Origin of the sequence: Microbacterium sp. SORGH_AS_0421 (assembly GCF_030818635.1) — a bacterium.
Lineage (GTDB): Bacteria > Actinomycetota > Actinomycetes > Actinomycetales > Microbacteriaceae > Microbacterium.
Genome location: NZ_JAUTAO010000001.1, coordinates 1,973,056 through 1,988,329, shown reverse-complemented (window position 1 = coordinate 1,988,329; position 15,274 = coordinate 1,973,056). Strand labels below are relative to the sequence as shown.

The window sequence follows — 15,274 nt, the reverse complement described above, 5'->3', positions numbered from 1 at the left end:
TTATCCTGGGGGGTACCCTTCCAGCCGTCGATGCGTCCCCTCCGCGCCCGGCTGCGCCGTCTACGCACAGGATGCGGGAGATCTCTTGCCAGGTAACGCCACCACGCACTTCGACGATGTGGCCCTCGTTTCGGTGGCGAGCGTCTTGCCCAGCCGCGTCACGACGTCCGACGACATCGAGGAGCGCCTCGCCCCGGCCCTGCAGCGCCTCAAGCTCAAGCCGGGCCTGCTCCGCCGCGTCGCGGGCGTCAACGAGCGCCGCAACTGGGCCGAGGGCGAGTCCTCCGACGAAGCCACGATCGCCGCGGGCAAGCAGGCACTCGCCGAGGCAGGCGTCGACCCGAGCGAGATCGGGCTCATCATCAACACGTCGGTGACGCGAAAGCATCTCGAACCCTCGGTCGCCGTGCGGCTGCACCACGGTCTGGGCCTGCCGAGCTCCGCGATCAACTTCGACGTCGCCAACGCCTGCCTCGGCTTCATCAACGGCATGAGCCTGGCCGCCGGCATGATCCAGTCGGGCCAGGTCAAGTACGCCCTGATCGTCAACGGCGAGGATGCCGACGAGATCCAGGTCAACACCATCAACCGCCTCGTGCGCGAGGACCTCGACCGCGATGCCTTCATGCAGGAGTTCGCCTCCCTCACCCTGGGCTCGGGAGCCGCCGCCGCCGTCCTCGGCCGGGCGAGCGATCACCCCGAGGGCCACCGCATCGTGGGTGGCGTCACGCGCGCCGCGACCCAGTTCTACGACCTCTGCGTCGGCAGCGTCGACGGCATGTTCACCGACGCCAAGGCGCTGCTCAAAGGCGGCCTCGACCTCGTCGTGTCGGCGTGGAAAGAGGCGAAGGGCGAGTTCTCCTGGACGGGCATGGATCGCTACATCACGCACCAGGTCTCGTCGGTCCACACCTCGGCGATCGTCCGCGCCGCCAAGCTCGACCGCGACCGCGTGCCGGTGACCTACCCGAGCCTGGGCAATGTCGGTCCTGCCTCCATCCCGATCACCCTCGCCGCCGAGCAGAAGACGCTGCGCCGAGGTGATCGCGTCCTGCTGATGGGAGTGGGCTCCGGCCTGAACACCGGAATGCTGGAGCTGGCCTGGTGAGCTTCCCGCGCGTCACGGGACCGCAGGCCACTCTTCCCCCCGCGGGCCTGCCCGGGCTCGACCCGGCCCTGTCGCGCCTCGTGAGCGTCGACGGCGTCCTCGCCGACGCCGGCGCCACGCGCCTGTGGCACGTGCTCGACACCGGCGACGCCCTCGTCGAGCGCGGCCTCGAGCCGATCGGCACGATCGTCGCCGTGCACGGCAATCCCACGTGGTCGTACCTCTGGCGCGCCCTCGTGAACGCCTCTCTCGCGCGGGCCGACGCCGGAGCGGCCGTCTGGCGCGTGATGGCCGTCGACCAGCTCGAAATGGGTTTCTCCGAGCGCTCCTCGCTGCGGCGCACCCTGGCCCAGCGCATCGCCGACCTCGACGCTCTCGTCGAGGGCCTCGGCATCCGAGGTCCCATCGTGACCATCGGCCATGACTGGGGCGGGCCCGTCTCGCTCGGCTGGGCCGTCGAGCACCGCGACCGCCTCGCGGCCGTCATCGCCCTCAACACCGCCGTGCACCACCCCGACGGCGCCTCTCTTCCCTTCGCCCTCCGCGTCGCCACGGCTCGCGGCATGCTCGCGGCCGCCACCACGGGCACCACGGCGTTCCTCGACACCACCCTCGCGCTGGCCGAGCTCGACCCGGCCGTGAAGGCCGCGTTCCGCGCGCCGTACGCGACCGTCGCGCGCCGCCGAGGGATCGGCGGCTTCGTCGCAGACATCCCCGCGACCCCCGAGCACGAGAGCACTCCGGCCCTGCACCGCATGTCGTCGGGGCTGCGTGAGCTCGCCGTGCCCGCCCTGCTGCTGCGGGGCCCCAAGGACCCGGTCTTCGGCGAGGACCACCTCGACGACCTCACCGATCGTCTCCCGCACGCCGACGTGCACCGCTTCGAGGGCGCCGGGCACCTCATCGCCGAGGAGCGCCCCTACGCCGACGTCGTTCTCGACTGGCTCGACGAGAAGGTCGTGGATGCCGTCACGCCCGCGACCCGTTCGCGTCGCTCGGCCGCCGCGAAGCGCGCAGCCGCCGCGCCCGCGCCCGCCCCTTCCGACTCGCCGGAGGCCCCGTCGGGTCACCTGTGGGACGCCCTCGATGCCCGCCGCGACGACGACGGCACCGCCGTCATCGACATGACCACCGCCCGCGACGGGGAGCCGCTCCGCGTGAGCTGGCGCCAGCTGTCCGCCCGCGTCGACGAGCTCGCCGCGGGGCTCGACGCCTTCGGCGTGCGCGCGGGCGACCGCGTCTCGCTCCTCGTGCAGCCAGGCCCCACCCTGACCGCCGCCCTGTACGCCTGCCTGCGCATCGGCGCCGTCGTCGTCGTGGCCGATCGGGGTCTCGGCATCCGGGGTCTCTCCCGCGCCGTACGCGGGGCGGTCCCCGACGTCGTGATCGGTGAGGTCGCGGGGCTCGCGGCCGCGCGCGCGCTCGCCTGGCCCGGTCGCCGCATCTCGGCCGCGTCTCTTCCGGCGGTCACCTCCCGCGCGCTCGGCGTCGAGGCGAGCTTGTCCGACCTCGCTCGGGCCGGGCGCGGTCGTGCCGTTCCCCCTCCCCCCGCCCCCGAGGCCGAGGCTGCGGTGCTGTTCACCTCCGGCTCGACGGGACCGGCCAAGGGCGTCGTCTACACGCACGCCCAGCTCACCGCGCTGCGCGACACCCTCGCGGCGCACTTCGGCGTGACCGCCGAGACGGGTCTCGTCACCGGCTTCGCCCCCTTCGCGCTCCTCGGCCCGGCGCTGGGCACGCGCTCCGCGACGCCCGACATGGACGTCTCGGCTCCGCGCACCCTGACGGCGGCCGCCGTCGCCGCGGCCGTCCACGCCTCGGACGCGCGGATCGTGTTCCTGTCTCCCGCGGCGGTGTCGAACGTCGTCGCGACCGCGTCGGCCCTCACCGCCGACGACCGCGCCGCTCTCGAGGGTGTCGAGACGTTCCTGTCGACCGGAGCCCCCGTGGGCGTCGATCTTCTCCGCCGCGCGCAGGCGCTCATGCCGAACGCGACGGCCCACACCCCCTACGGCATGACCGAGTGCCTGCTCGTCGCCGACATCACTCTGCCCGAGATCGAACAGGCGCGAGGCGACCGCGGCGTGTGCGTCGGTCGCCCGCTCGGAAGCGGCCAGGTGCGCATCTCGGCGATCGACGCCGACGGCCGCGCCTCCGGCGCACCGTCGACGCAGCCGCGGGTCACCGGCGAGGTCGTCATCTCGGCGCCCCACCTCAAGCGCGGATACTTCCGCCTGTACCTCACCGACCGCGAAGCGCAGCGTGGACTCCCCGAGCGCTGGCACCGCACCGGAGACGTCGGACACCTCGACGCCGAGGGCAGGCTCTGGATCGAGGGGCGATTGCCCCACGTCATCACCACCGCCGACGGCCCCGTCACTCCCGTGGGAATCGAGCAGGACGTCGAGACGGTGCCCGCCGTCGAACGCGCCGCTGCCGTCGGCGTGGGCCCGGTGGGCGGCCAGGTCGTCGTCGCGGTGGTCGAGGCGGGCGCCCGTCGCCCGGGGTTGGCATCCCCCGATCTGACCGATCAGGTGCGTGCGGCCACCGCCCAGCGCCTCGCCGCCGTGCTCGTGGTCCCCACGCTTCCGACCGACATCCGCCACAACTCCAAGATCGACCGCGCGCGCGTGGCCCGCTGGGCGGAGCGCGTGCTGGCCGGAGAGAAGCCGACGGCGCCGTGAGGGTCCTCGCCACCGGGTCGTCCGGCTTCCTCGGCCGGGCCGTCGTGCGCTCTCTGCAGGAGGCGGGGCACGAGGTGCGCACCCTGCAGCGTCGCCGGTCGGGCGTCGACGGCGCCGACGACCGGCTCGGGTCGGTCACGGATCCGGATGCCGTGGCGTCCGCCCTCGAGGGGGTCGACGGGATCGTTCATCTCGCGGCGAAGGTCTCTCTCGCCGGCGACCCGGCGCAGTTCCACGCCGTCAACGTCGAGGGCACCCGCATTCTGCTCGATGCCGCCGAGGCGGCCGGCGTGACGCGCGTCGTGCACGTCTCGTCGCCGTCGGTCGCGCACGCCGGCCACGCCCTCGCGGGTGTGGGGGCCGAGCCCGCCGATCCGGATGCCGCGCGCGGCGAATACGCCCGCACGAAAGCCGAGGCCGAAGTGCTCGCGCTCTCCCGCGCCGGCGGCGACACCGCTCTGGTCGCGATCCGCCCCCACATCGTGTGGGGCCCGGGCGACACCCAGCTCATCGAGCGCGTCGTCGCCCGCGCGCGTCGGGGCACCCTGCCCCTGCTGGACGGCGGGACGGCTCTCATCGACTCCACGTTCGTCGACAACGCGGCATCCGGGATCGTGGCCGCCCTGCACCGCGTCGACGAGGTCAGCGGGCGCGCGTACGTGTTGACGAACGGCGAACCGCGGCCGGTCGGCGACCTGCTCGCCGGGATCTGCCGGGCGTCGGGCGTCACCCCGCCGCGCTTCAGCGTGCCCGCGGGGGTGGCGAAGGCCGCGGGATCGCTGATCGAGCGGGTGTGGGCCGTGCGCCCGGGCCAGGACGAGCCGCCCATGACGCGTTTCCTCGCCGAGCAGCTCTCCACCGCGCATTGGTTCGATCAGACCGCGATCCGCCGCGACCTGCGCTGGGCGCCGTCGGTGTCGATCGACGAGGGTCTGCGCCGCCTGTCTCGCGCCTGAGCCGCGCCGCCCCCGCGCGTGTCCGCCTCCGTGCGGGGAAACGCGCCGGAGCCTGCGCCAAGTGGGACACGGGTCTTCTACGTCGCTCGCCCCGAAGGTGCGTGAGTCGGAGCTCGGTCCGGCACGGGGTGGGACACGGCGCACGGGACACGGCGCGCGACGCGGGCGGGCACGAGAGAACCGCCCAGGACGCAACGAGCGACGGAAGGCCCGCCCCACGAGGGGACGGGCCTTCCGGTTGCCGCGGGTTACCGAGCCGCAGCGTTCGCCGAACTCAGACCAGGTCGAACCGGTCGAGCTCGGTGACCTTGCGCCACGCGGCGACGAAGTCGCGCACGAACTTCTCCTTGGCGTCGTCCGAGGCGTAGACCTCGGCGAGCGCGCGCAGCTCGGAGTTCGACGAGAACACGAGGTCGACGCGCGTGCCGATCCCGACCTTCTCACCCGATCCGTCCTTCGTGCCCTCGAAGGCGTGCTTGCCGCTGTCGAGCGGCTTCCACGTCGTGCCGAGGTCGAGAAGGTTCGCGAACACGTCGTTCGTCAGGGCACCGGGGGTGTCGGTGAACACGCCCCAGTCGCTGCCGTCCCAGTTCGCGCCGATCGCGCGGAGGCCGCCGACGAGCACGGTCATCTCGGGAGCCGTCAGCGTGAGCAGGTTCGCCTTGTCCAGCAGCAGGAACTCCGCGGGAAGCCGCGCCTCGCGCGAGGCGTAGTTGCGGAAGCCGTCGGCGATCGGCTCGAGCCAGCGGAACGACTCGATCTCGGTCTGCTCCTGCGTGGCGTCGGTGCGGCCGGGGGTGAAGGGCACCTCGACCTCGACGCCGCCGGCGAGGGCGGCCTGCTCGACACCGGCGTTGCCCGCGAGCACGAGCAGATCGGCGATCGAGACCTTCTTGTCGCCCTGCGCGTCGAAGGCGCCCTTGATCTTCTCGAGCACGTCGAGCACGGATGCCAGCTGCTCGGGGTTGTTGACCGTCCAGCTCTTCTGCGGCTCGAGGCGGATGCGCGCCCCGTTCACGCCGCCGCGCTTGTCGCTGCCCCGGAAAGTCGAGGCGGCGGCCCACGTCGTGGTGACGAGCTGCTGCACCGACAGGCCGCTGTCGAGGATCTGCTTCTTCAGCGCTGCGGCGTCGGCGGCGTCGATCAGAGGGTGATCGACGGCGGGCACGGGGTCCTGCCACACGAGCACCTCGGAGGGGACCTCGGAGCCGAGGTAGCGCTCACGCGGGCCCATGTCGCGGTGGGTCAGCTTGAACCACGCGCGGGCGAAGGCGTCCTGGAACGCGGCCGGGTCCTCGGCGAAACGGCGCGAGATCTTCTCGTACGCCGGGTCGACGCGAAGCGCCAGGTCGCTGGTGAGCATGCGGGGCTCGCGGCGACCGTCGGAGTGCGCCTCGGGGACGAGGCCTTCGCCTCCGCCGTTGACCGGACGCCACTGGTGCGCGCCCGCGGGGCTCTGGAACAGCTCCCACTCGTAGGCGAACAGGATGTGGAAGAACTCGTTGTCCCAGCGGGTGGGGTGATACGTCCACGTGACCTCGAGGCCGCTGGTGATGGTGTCGTCACCCTTGCCCGTGCCGTGGCTGTTCTTCCAGCCCAGGCCCTGGTCGTTGATGTCGGCGGCCTCGGGGTTCACGCCCACGTGCGAGTCGCTCGCGGCACCGTGCGTCTTGCCGAAGGTGTGACCACCGGCGATGAGCGCGACGGTCTCCTCGTCGTTCATGGCCATGCGCCCGAACGTCTCGCGGATGTCGTTGGCCGACAGCTGCGGGTCGGGGTTGCCGTTGGGTCCCTCGGGGTTGACGTAGATCAGACCCATCTGGACCGCGGCCAGGGGCTTCTCGAGCTCGCGGTTGCCCGTGTAACGCTCGTCGCCGAGCCACGTGGTCTCGGGGCCCCAGTACACGTCGTCGTCGGGCTCCCACACGTCGGTGCGGCCACCGGCGAAGCCGAAGGTCGGGAACCCCATGTCCTCGAGCGCGACGTTGCCGGCGAGGATCATCAGGTCGGCCCACGAGATGGACTGGCCGTACTTCTTCTTCACGGGCCAGAGCAGTCGGCGGGCCTTGTCGAGGTTGACGTTGTCGGGCCAGCTGTTCAGCGGGGCGAAGCGCTGCATGCCCGCGCCCGAGCCGCCGCGACCGTCGGTCACGCGGTAGGTGCCGGCGCTGTGCCAGGCCATGCGGATCATGAGCGGGCCGTAGTGGCCGAAGTCGGCGGGCCACCAGTCCTGCGAGGTCGTCATGACCGCTTTGAGGTCCTGCTTGACGGCGTCGAGGTCGAGCGCCTCGAACGCCGCGCGATAGTCGAAGCCCTCGTCCAGCGGGTCGCGCAGCGCGTTGTTCTTCGCGAGGATCTTGACGTTCAGGGTCTCGGGCCACCACACGCGGTTGGCGGATCCCTGGGTGGGGTGGGGCAGGGCGCCGGCGGGCTCGCTGTCGGCGGGGGCTTCGCCCACGGGCAGTCGGTTGTCGTCGGGGGCGGCTCCATCGTGGAAGACGGGGCACCCGTTCAGAGCGTCGCTCATCGGGATCCTCTCGGTTTTTCGGCTTCGGACTTCGCTCGGCAATCGGAGCACACGCCCCAGAACGTCACTTCAGCGGTCTCTATGAGAAAGCCGCTGCCCTCCGGCATGTGCAAGCACGGCGCCGCGCCGACGACGCAGTCCACGTCGTCGATCCGGCCGCACCCGGTGCACACCACGTGGTGGTGGTTGTCGCCCACGCGCAACTCGAACGTGCCGGCGTGGCCGGCGGGTTCGATGCGACGCGCGAGACCCGCGTCGGCGAAATCGCCGAGCGCGTTGTACACCGATTGCTTGCTCGTTCCGGGGAGCGTGCCGACGATGCCGTCGTAGACGGCGTCGGCGGTGGCGTGCGGCCGGGCGCGAAGGGCTTCGAGGACGGCGACCCGCGTCGCCGTCACCCGCAGACCCGCTCCGCGGATGAGGGCATCCGCGGGGGCTTCCGGTCGATTGTCGAGCATGCGTTCATCGTACCTAGTTTTGAGTGAATCAAAAATGACACGCCGGGGAACGATCGGGAACGCTCACCTCCCGGGCCGAACGACACGGCATCCGGATGCCGTCATCCCGCCGTCAGCGTGGGGGTCCCGGCCTCGTACTCGGTGAGGTCGCCCGTCTCGCCCGCGCGGACCGCGCGTCGACCGACCCAGAGCATGTAGAAGAGGAAGACGCCGAGGGCGAGAGCGCCGATCGCGATCTTGATCTGCCACGGCCACTCGCGCGGGGTGACGAACCCCTCGACGAGACCGGACAGGGCCAGGGCGAAGACGAGCCCCACGGCGACGGTGGCCAGCGACCGACCCGCTGCGGCGAGCGCCGCCGCCCGCGAACGCCGCCCGGGGGCGACCCAGGCCCAGAAGATCTGCAGGCCCGCCGCGCCCGCGACGAAGATCGCGGTGAGCTCGAGCAGGCCGTGGGGAAGGATGAACTGGAAGAACAGGTCGCCGCGGTCGAACGAGAACATGATCGCCGCCGAGGTCCCCACCCCGACGGCGTTCTGCATCATGACCGCGAGGGGCCAGAGTCCGGTGACGCCGAACAGCACGCACTGCGCCGCGATCCAGGCGTTGTTCGTCCAGACGGACCCTGCGAAGATCGCATTCGGGTTCTCGCGGTAGTAGTTCACGAACTGCTCGTCGGCGTAGTTCTGCAGCTGGCTCTTCTCCCCCAGGGCCGCGACGGCGGCCGGGTCGCTCGAGATCCACAGGGCGACGAGGCTCGAGACCACGAGGAAGCCGACGGTGACAGCCAGGGTGCTCCAGCGCACGCGATACAACGCCGCCGGAAGCTGCAGGACGAAGAAGCGCGGCAGCTGCTTCAGCACGTTGTCGCGGACGCCGGTGAGGCGCAGGCGCGTGCGCGCGAGCAGGATCGAGACGTAGTCGCCTTCGGGCGTGCGTCCGGCGGAGGTCTTGATGTCGGCCAGGTCGGCCGACGCCGCACGATAGCGGGTCACCAGCTCGTCCACGTCGGGACCGCTGAGGCGCTTGCGACGACCCAGCTCGTCGAGCCGCGCCCACTCCTCGCGCCGGGCGGCCGTGAGGGCATCGAGGTCCATGTGGTCAACTGTACGCATGGCTTCGTCGACGACCCCCTCTCCCGCGGTCGCCCTCGTGCACACGGGTGCGGACGAGACGCTCACCGGAGAGGCCGTCGCCCTCGACGTCCAACCCGTCGGCTTCTTCCTGCGGGCGCTCGGAACGCTCATCGACTTCCTCATCGGGGCGGTACTGCTGATCGGCGGAGCGCTGCTGCTGACGACGATGGTCGCGGCGGGAACCCTTCCGGAGGCCGCCGTCCGCATCGGCGTGATCTCGCTGCTCGTGCTCGTGACCGTCGTGATCCCCACCACGGTGGAGACGCTCTCTCGCGGCAGGAGCCTCGGTCGCCTCGCCGTGGGAGCCCGGATCGTACGCACCGACGGCGGGGCCGCCGGCTTCCGTCAGGCCCTCATCCGATCCCTGACCGGTGTTCTCGAGCTGTGGTTCACCCTCGGCGCGATCGCCGCGGTCGTCGGGATGTTCACCCCGCGCGCTCAGCGACTGGGCGACCTGCTCGCCGGCACGGCGAGCGAGCGCACCCGCACGCGCCGCCTCCCTCCCCCCGCGCCGGGCCTGCCGCCGGGCTGGGAGTCCTGGGCCGAGATCGCCGACGTCTCGCGGCTTCCCGACCGCCTCGCCGCCCGCGTGGCGCAGTTCGTGCGCGGCGCCGACGCCCTCGAGCCCGCCGCTCGCACCCGGGTCGCAGCGTCCCTCGCCGAAGCCGTGCGCCCCTTCGTCTCGCCGATTCCCCCGTCGGATGCCGAAGGGCTCGTCCGCGCCGTGTCGTCGGTGCGACGGGACCGCGAGTACCGCGCGCTGCTGCGTGAGAACGAGCGCGCCGCCGCCCTGACCGAGCGCGCGTGACTCCCTCGGGCGAGAGCGCCGCGCCTCAGGTGCGAAGCGTCTCGTGCCGCACGACCACCCAGCCCTTAGGAACCGACAGCCGATCGGCGTGGATCGCGCAGAGGTCGTGCGCGTGAGGGTCGCCCGCGGGACCGAGGGGGCCGAGGGCCGCCATCTGGTCGCCGTAATCGTAGGTGAGAGTGCTCATCGCCTCGCGGGCGCATCCCACTTTCGAGCAGAGTCTGTCGCGCATCGCGGATCAGCCTAGCCAGCCCCTCCGACACGGCCCCGACGCCGCGCCGGGGTCCCGGATGCCGGCCCCCCGGCGCGACCGGAGCCTCGAGCGCAGTCGCGCCGGGCACGGGCGCGAGCGGGCCGCTGCCTCGAACGTAGGATGGGCCCATGATGCGTCGTCGATCCCGGGAAGCGCGGCCGGTGGCCCGCCCCTCGCGACACGGTCGTCACGGCCGCGAGAACCGCAGCCCCGTCGTCCGACCGCCGCTGCCCCCCATCGACACCCGCGTCGAGCGCTTCGACATCGCGGTCGGTGCGGCCGCGGAGTTCCTCCGTTCGGCATGGACCGATCTGCGCGAAGTCTCGTTCGAGATTGGGATCATGCCGCCCGCCGCCGCCGACGGCATCCCTCGATGGACGGTCCTGCGCGAAGAGAAGCGCATCGTCCTGTACCGAGTGCCCATCGAGCGCCTGGGACACCCCCACCACGACGACGACCTGCACCGCCGCATGATGATCGAGGGCGCGGTCTTCCGCGCCGCCGCCGAGTACCTCGATCGCGACCCGTGGGACCTGGGCCCCGAGCGGTTCCGCTTCTTCTGACCCGCCCCCGGCGTCGGGACCGCTAGGGCAGGATCGTGAGCGCCGAAGCCGCGGCATCCGCCGGCCACAGCGGGTACGAGGCCAGCGCTCCCGCCCCGGCGTACGACACCGCCGCGCGCACGGGAGAATCGGCCTCGAGCCGGTAGACGCCCGCGGCGACCGGCACGGCCACGCTGGCTCCGGCGGCGACGGTCGTGGTGACGGGCGCGCCTGCGCCTGCGGGGGTGAGCGTGACGGTCGTGTCGCTCGCGGCGCCGGCGATCACCAGGTTCGCGCCCACGCCCGCGGCGACCGCGATCGTGCTGGGGGCCGAGATCTCGGGAGCGGGGACGTACCAGGCGAAGTCCGCTCCCTCGCCGAAGCCGGTCGTCGACCAGGTGGCGCCCACGATGGGAGCCGTGGCCGTCACGTCCACCGTGTAGGAACCGGCGGCGAGCCCCGACAGGTTCAGCGAGGTCGGAAGGCCCGACGTGAGGGGGACGTCGGTGGGCGCGGGTGCGCTGACCGCGGGGTCGTTCGGCACCACTGTCACCGTCGCGGTGGCGTCGGATCCCGGCGACAGCAGACGCAGCACCGTGCCCGCCTGACTGGCGTCGGTGGCGAGCACCTGCACCCCCGGCATGACCAGATGCGCGTCCGCCTGAGCGAGCGGCGCGACCTGGTCGGCGCCGCCGGGAAGGAGCAGGCGCGTCAGCGTGGCCTGGAGCGAGGCGTGAACCGGTGCACCCGACGAGACGACGCGCACGACCGGACTCTCCTCCCCGAGGAGGAGTCCCGCGAGAGGGACCACGCGGCGTCCGCCCGCGGGAACCACGAGATTCTGACCGCTCGGCGGGCTCGACACGCCCTGCGCCCCGTAGACCGACAGCTGGACGGTCGCGGGGACGTCGCCGGGATTCGCCAGCACGACGAGGTCGTTCGCCCCCGTGGTGGAGGCACCCCCGACCAGCCACGACTCCGCGAGAGGGGGTCGGCAGGCGGATGCCGCGAACCCAATCAGGTCGCTCGCGGCGGCCGTGGCGGACCCGGCGGCGGCCAACGGCGTCTGAAGGCGATCGCGAGGCGCGGCACGCAGGGCCTCGGCGTCGCCGGAGGAGTCGGCCGTCGCCCCGTTCAGGGCTGTCGTGGTCGCGTCCGCGTCGGCGGGGCCGCTGACGACCTGCTGGGCGGCCGCCGCGCTCAGGGAGCCCGCGGAGTCGGCGCTGCGCCCGAGTGCCAGTAGAGGACCGTCGCACGCGAGGAGGGTGTCTCCGGGGGTCGGGGTGGCCTGCACACGCACCGGCGTTGCGGAGTACTGCGGCCAGGGAGCCGCGATTCCCACGACCGTGCCGATGACGGCGGCGGTGGCCACGGCCGCACCGGCGATGACGCGGGCGCTCGTGGCGGCGACACGGAGCAGACGACGCTCGCTCATCGGGCTCCTCCCGGGTTCGGGCCCACGATGCGGGGCGTGCGGCGTGCGACCCGTCGGGACGCTGCGGTCGGCACGGCGAGCAGGAGGGCGATCAGGACGACGGCGAGGGAGCCGAAGGCCACCAGACGCTGCAGGGTGAGGCGGTGCTCGTCGAGCGGCGGGCGCGGGGTGACGGCGGTGTTCACGCGCCAGAGGTCGCCGCGCGAGGTCGCTCCCACCGGGTCGAGCAGGTCGCGCTGGTCGAGGGAGGTGGCCGCTCCCAGTCGCGTTCCGCGGATCACGTCGTCCTCGCCGGCCGGAGCCGATTCGAGCAGCACGAACGAGATGCCGCGCTCCGCGAGGCGCGAGACGACGTCGTCGGCCGAGGGGGTCACGAGGTCCGCCGCGAGGGCGGCGAGCTCGACGTCCTGGTCGTCGACCGTCGTGCGCGTGGCCTCGACGGTGCTCTGACCCGAGAGGGTGGCGCTACCGCCCCACACGACCTGCACACGCAGACCGTCGGCACGGGGGTCGAGGACGATCGTGCCGATGTCGAGCGACCCGCGCCCCTCGGCGGCGACGAACGCCGGGAGGGTCGAGACGGGCCCGTTCGTGAGCACCGAGCGCCCGCTGTCGGTCCCGGCCGTCTGGGCGGTGAGAGCGGGGGCGACCGAGACGGTGAGGGCCGCGAGCGCGAGCAGGGCACCGACCGGCCGGAGGACGTGCACGCGAGCGGGGATCCCGGCGTCGAGGGTGATGACGGCCGCACCGACCAGACCGATCCACGCGAGGCTCAAGCCCGCCCCCGGCCACAGGGGCACGGCAACCGAGTGATCGAACGACACGGCGATGCCGACGGCGGCGAAAGCGGTGGCGAGCCCCACCACGGTGAGGACGATGAGGGCGGATGCCGTGATCCACCGCGGGGTGAGGACCGCGAGAACGGCCAGAGCCGCGAGGGGCGCGACGAGCAGGCCGACCCACCACACCGGTCCCCCGGTCAGGCTCGCCCACCCGCCCGGGTCGGAGGTGGGGAAGCCCGCCGCGAGCAGTGCGCGACCGAGCGGCGTGGCGGAGGCCTCGGCTCCCGCATAGGCGATGCCGGGGTCGGCGAGCAGGCCCCAGGGGTTGCCCGCGCGCACCTGCGTCCACACGAGCGGGGCGAACACGACGATCGAGGGGACGAGCAGCCAGACGACCCGAGCGATGCCGCGACCGGCCACGAGGGCGACGACCACGAGCGCCGCCGACCACAGCACCACGACGGCCGGAGCCAGCGAGGGCGCCGACGCGAGGACGGCGACGAGCAGGAGGGATGCCGCTCCCGCCGGGGCCCACGACCGGTGGGCGACGCTCGCGGCGTAGAAGAGCCAGGGCAGCAGCAGGTGCACGAGCACGCCGGCCGGCCGGCCCTCGACGAGAGCGGCGAGGAAGGTCGGGGCCAGGGCCCAGGCGAATCCGGCGACGATGCGCAGCATCGACGACTCCGTCACCCGGGTCGCCGCGAACCACCCGCCGAGGACGGCGAGGGGCGGGGCGAGCACCCACAGCACGACGAAGGCGCGCGACGGCTCCCCCGGCGAGAGCGAGCCGATGACCGCGACGAGGGCCGAGAACGGATCCGCCGGCCCGATGGCATCGAGCCCGAGGGGGCGCGCCCCCCAGGCGGCGTCCTGCCAGAGCTGGGCGACGTTCTGTCGCAGCGGCGCCAGAGCGCCCCCGCCCAGGACGGGCCACGCGAGCAGCGGGGCGAACAAGGCGGCCGAGACCGCGAGGGCACCGAGAACCGCCCAGGCACCCCCGCCGACGAAGAAGCGCAGTTCCGAGCGCACCGGGGCATCGGGGTCGGCGACATCGCTCTCCCATCGCAGGCGCATCTCGGCGCGCGTGACGCGCAGGGGCGCGAGCCGCGACCACCCCACCTTCCGCGAAGAGCGGATGCGGCCCCGGGCGCGGGCGACGGCGGCGGGCCGGACCATGACGAGCAGCGTCGCCCCCCACTCGGGCAGGACTCGGTAGGGGACTTTCGTCACCAGGTGCAGGATCGTGCGCCACAGGGCGAGCGGCAGCAGCGAGAGCCAGTGCAGGGCGACCGCGGGGGCGGGGGCGTAGACGAGTCGGCGGTGCAGCTGGGCCGTGCGCGTCGCGAAGGCGCGGCGGCGAGCGCGACGTCGACCGCGGGCCATGGCGGCCACCCCGTCTCCTGCGACGGCGACGCGGGCGGAGGGCACGAGCGAGACGAGATGACCGGCGAGGCGGGCGCGCACGCCGAGATCGAGTCCCTCGTCGGCACCGCCGAGGGCGGGGTCGAGACCGCCGAGCACCGTCCAGGCGTCTCGTCGCACGAGCAGCCCCCGCACGTCGGCGCCGAGCACGTCGGCATCCCCGTCGCGTTGTCCCTGGTCGAGCTCGCCGGCGGCGAGTTCGACGGTGCCGCCGTAGCGGTTCATGCTCACGCCCAGCGAGAGGATCGCGTCGCGGTCGTCCCACGCCACGAGCTTGGGGGCCGCGACCACGAGGGGCGGGGAGAGTTCGAGGGCGCCCGCGAGACGTACGAGCGCGTCGGGGTCGGGAGCGGTGTCCTGCGCGAGCAGCCAGACGGCGTCGCCGGTCAGGCGGGGCGTGGCAAGCGCCGTGGCCGCGGCGAACGAGGTGCCGGCCGGGGCCGTGATGACGCCCTCCGCGCCGGAGGATGCGGCGAGATCGCGCAGTGCGGCGTCGGCGCCGCACAAGACGATGGTGAGCGCATCGACGGGGCGGGTCTGCGCGGCGAGAGCCGCCAGAGTGCGCTCCAGATGGTTCGCTGCAGGAGTGCGTCCTTCGGGACGCACGACGAGGATGGCGTGAACACGGTCGGGCATGACGCGGATCAGCCTAGGTGCGCGCTCCCGCGATCACGAACGCCGCGCCGTCGGCTGCCGGATCACTCAGGGAGTGGACCGTGGAAGACGGGGTCAGGCGCGCCGCTTGAGCTTGCGGCGCTCGCGCTCGCTGAGGCCACCCCAGATACCGAAGCGCTCGTCGTTCTGGAGCGCGTACTCGAGGCATTCGGACTTCACGTCGCAGGAGGTGCAGATGCGCTTGGCATCGCGCGTCGAACCGCCCTTTTCGGGGAAGAAGGCCTCGGGGTCGGTCTGCGAGCAAAGAGCATCGGTCTGCCAGGCGAGAGTGTTCTCTTCGGTGGAGTCGATGTCGCGACGGACTCCGGGGACACCGAGGTCCACCGGGTCGACGAACCAGTTCTCCGGGACACCGGACCGGTACTGCGATGTCGCCATATCGTCCTCCGCCTCGCTCACGCCCCCATGACGCGATTCCGCGCAGTCATAATTACACCCGTGTCATTCCGCTGAGTCAAGTCGCGGATCGTAAACCCTCAAGGGCGAGA

12 protein-coding genes are annotated in these 15,274 nt (G+C 72.7%); 5 read left to right on the top strand and 7 right to left on the bottom strand.

Annotated elements, in window-relative coordinates:
• Positions 1-85: 85 nt before the first annotated feature.
• From QE416_RS09405 to QE416_RS09395, 3 genes are read left to right on the top strand one after another with little or no spacing between them, the layout of a single operon-like run.
• Positions 86-1,108, top strand: coding sequence for a 3-oxoacyl-ACP synthase III (locus tag QE416_RS09405; RefSeq protein WP_210072091.1), 1,023 nt, complete (start codon positions 86-88; stop codon positions 1,106-1,108).
• On the top strand, positions 1,105-3,792 hold the full coding sequence (locus tag QE416_RS09400) for an alpha/beta fold hydrolase (RefSeq protein WP_307315580.1): 2,688 nt from the start codon (positions 1,105-1,107) through the stop codon (positions 3,790-3,792). Before QE416_RS09405 ends, QE416_RS09400 begins: the two co-directional genes overlap by 4 nt.
• The gene (locus QE416_RS09395; RefSeq protein ID WP_307315578.1) at positions 3,789-4,748 is read left to right on the top strand and encodes an NAD(P)-dependent oxidoreductase; all 960 of its coding nucleotides are present in this window, start codon (positions 3,789-3,791) and stop codon (positions 4,746-4,748) included. Before QE416_RS09400 ends, QE416_RS09395 begins: the two co-directional genes overlap by 4 nt.
• Before the next feature lie 274 nt (positions 4,749-5,022).
• Here QE416_RS09395 and katG read toward each other — a convergent pair whose 3' ends face one another.
• The 3 genes from katG to QE416_RS09380 all read right to left on the bottom strand — a co-directional run bounded on the left by katG (position 5,023) and on the right by QE416_RS09380 (position 8,830).
• The gene (gene katG, locus QE416_RS09390; protein WP_307315576.1) at positions 5,023-7,275 is read right to left on the bottom strand and encodes a catalase/peroxidase HPI; all 2,253 of its coding nucleotides are present in this window, start codon (positions 7,273-7,275) and stop codon (positions 5,023-5,025) included.
• Positions 7,272-7,733 carry a Fur family transcriptional regulator gene (locus QE416_RS09385; RefSeq protein ID WP_210072095.1) on the bottom strand — a complete coding sequence of 154 codons (462 nt, stop codon included), beginning with the start codon at positions 7,731-7,733 and terminating at the stop codon, positions 7,272-7,274. Before QE416_RS09385 ends, katG begins: the two co-directional genes overlap by 4 nt.
• Positions 7,734-7,834: 101 nt before the next feature.
• Positions 7,835-8,830, bottom strand: a complete 996-nt coding sequence (locus QE416_RS09380; RefSeq protein WP_267786388.1) for a stage II sporulation protein M — start codon at positions 8,828-8,830, stop codon at positions 7,835-7,837.
• A gap of 16 nt (positions 8,831-8,846) precedes the next feature.
• Between QE416_RS09380 and QE416_RS09375 the strand changes: the two genes are divergently transcribed.
• Positions 8,847-9,677 (top strand): RDD family protein, encoded by an 831-nt coding sequence (locus QE416_RS09375; protein ID WP_267786387.1) that lies wholly within the window; start codon positions 8,847-8,849, stop codon positions 9,675-9,677.
• A 25-nt stretch (positions 9,678-9,702) separates the two neighbouring features.
• Here the strand turns inward: QE416_RS09375 and QE416_RS09370 are convergent, their stop codons facing one another.
• Positions 9,703-9,909 carry a DUF3499 family protein gene (locus QE416_RS09370; RefSeq protein WP_103206488.1) on the bottom strand — a complete coding sequence of 69 codons (207 nt, stop codon included), beginning with the start codon at positions 9,907-9,909 and terminating at the stop codon, positions 9,703-9,705.
• Positions 9,910-10,061: 152 nt separating this feature from the next.
• Here QE416_RS09370 and QE416_RS09365 point away from each other — a divergent pair, with 152 nt between their 5' ends.
• Positions 10,062-10,493, top strand: coding sequence for a hypothetical protein (locus QE416_RS09365; protein ID WP_373458878.1), 432 nt, complete (start codon positions 10,062-10,064; stop codon positions 10,491-10,493).
• A 22-nt stretch (positions 10,494-10,515) separates the two neighbouring features.
• Here the strand turns inward: QE416_RS09365 and QE416_RS09360 are convergent, their stop codons facing one another.
• The 3 genes from QE416_RS09360 to QE416_RS09350 form a co-directional block, all read right to left on the bottom strand.
• The gene (locus QE416_RS09360; protein WP_307315568.1) at positions 10,516-11,907 is read right to left on the bottom strand and encodes a DUF5719 family protein; all 1,392 of its coding nucleotides are present in this window, start codon (positions 11,905-11,907) and stop codon (positions 10,516-10,518) included.
• Complete coding sequence (locus QE416_RS09355) at positions 11,904-14,747, bottom strand: glycosyltransferase (protein WP_307315565.1); 2,844 nt, start codon at positions 14,745-14,747, stop codon at positions 11,904-11,906. The genes QE416_RS09360 and QE416_RS09355 overlap by 4 nt, the downstream gene beginning before the upstream one ends.
• 93 nt (positions 14,748-14,840) lie before the next feature.
• A complete protein-coding gene (locus QE416_RS09350; protein ID WP_074694106.1) occupies positions 14,841-15,164 on the bottom strand; it encodes a WhiB family transcriptional regulator in 324 nt (107 codons plus the stop codon).
• Positions 15,165-15,274 lie beyond the last annotated feature (110 nt).

Excerpts from the sequence above, each read along its gene's own strand:
- katG (WP_307315576.1), bottom strand. The coding sequence starts at position 7,275 with ATGAGCGACGCTCTGAACGGGTGCCCCGTCTTCCACGATGGAGCCGCC.
- QE416_RS09385 (WP_210072095.1), bottom strand. The coding sequence starts at position 7,733 with ATGCTCGACAATCGACCGGAAGCCCCCGCGGATGCCCTCATCCGCGGA.
- QE416_RS09380 (WP_267786388.1), bottom strand. The coding sequence starts at position 8,830 with ATGGACCTCGATGCCCTCACGGCCGCCCGGCGCGAGGAGTGGGCGCGG.
- QE416_RS09375 (WP_267786387.1), top strand. The coding sequence starts at position 8,847 with ATGGCTTCGTCGACGACCCCCTCTCCCGCGGTCGCCCTCGTGCACACG.
- QE416_RS09370 (WP_103206488.1), bottom strand. The coding sequence starts at position 9,909 with ATGCGCGACAGACTCTGCTCGAAAGTGGGATGCGCCCGCGAGGCGATG.
- QE416_RS09365 (WP_373458878.1), top strand. The coding sequence starts at position 10,062 with ATGCGTCGTCGATCCCGGGAAGCGCGGCCGGTGGCCCGCCCCTCGCGA.
- QE416_RS09360 (WP_307315568.1), bottom strand. The coding sequence starts at position 11,907 with ATGAGCGAGCGTCGTCTGCTCCGTGTCGCCGCCACGAGCGCCCGCGTC.
- QE416_RS09355 (WP_307315565.1), bottom strand. The coding sequence starts at position 14,747 with ATGCCCGACCGTGTTCACGCCATCCTCGTCGTGCGTCCCGAAGGACGC.
- QE416_RS09350 (WP_074694106.1), bottom strand. The coding sequence starts at position 15,164 with ATGGCGACATCGCAGTACCGGTCCGGTGTCCCGGAGAACTGGTTCGTC.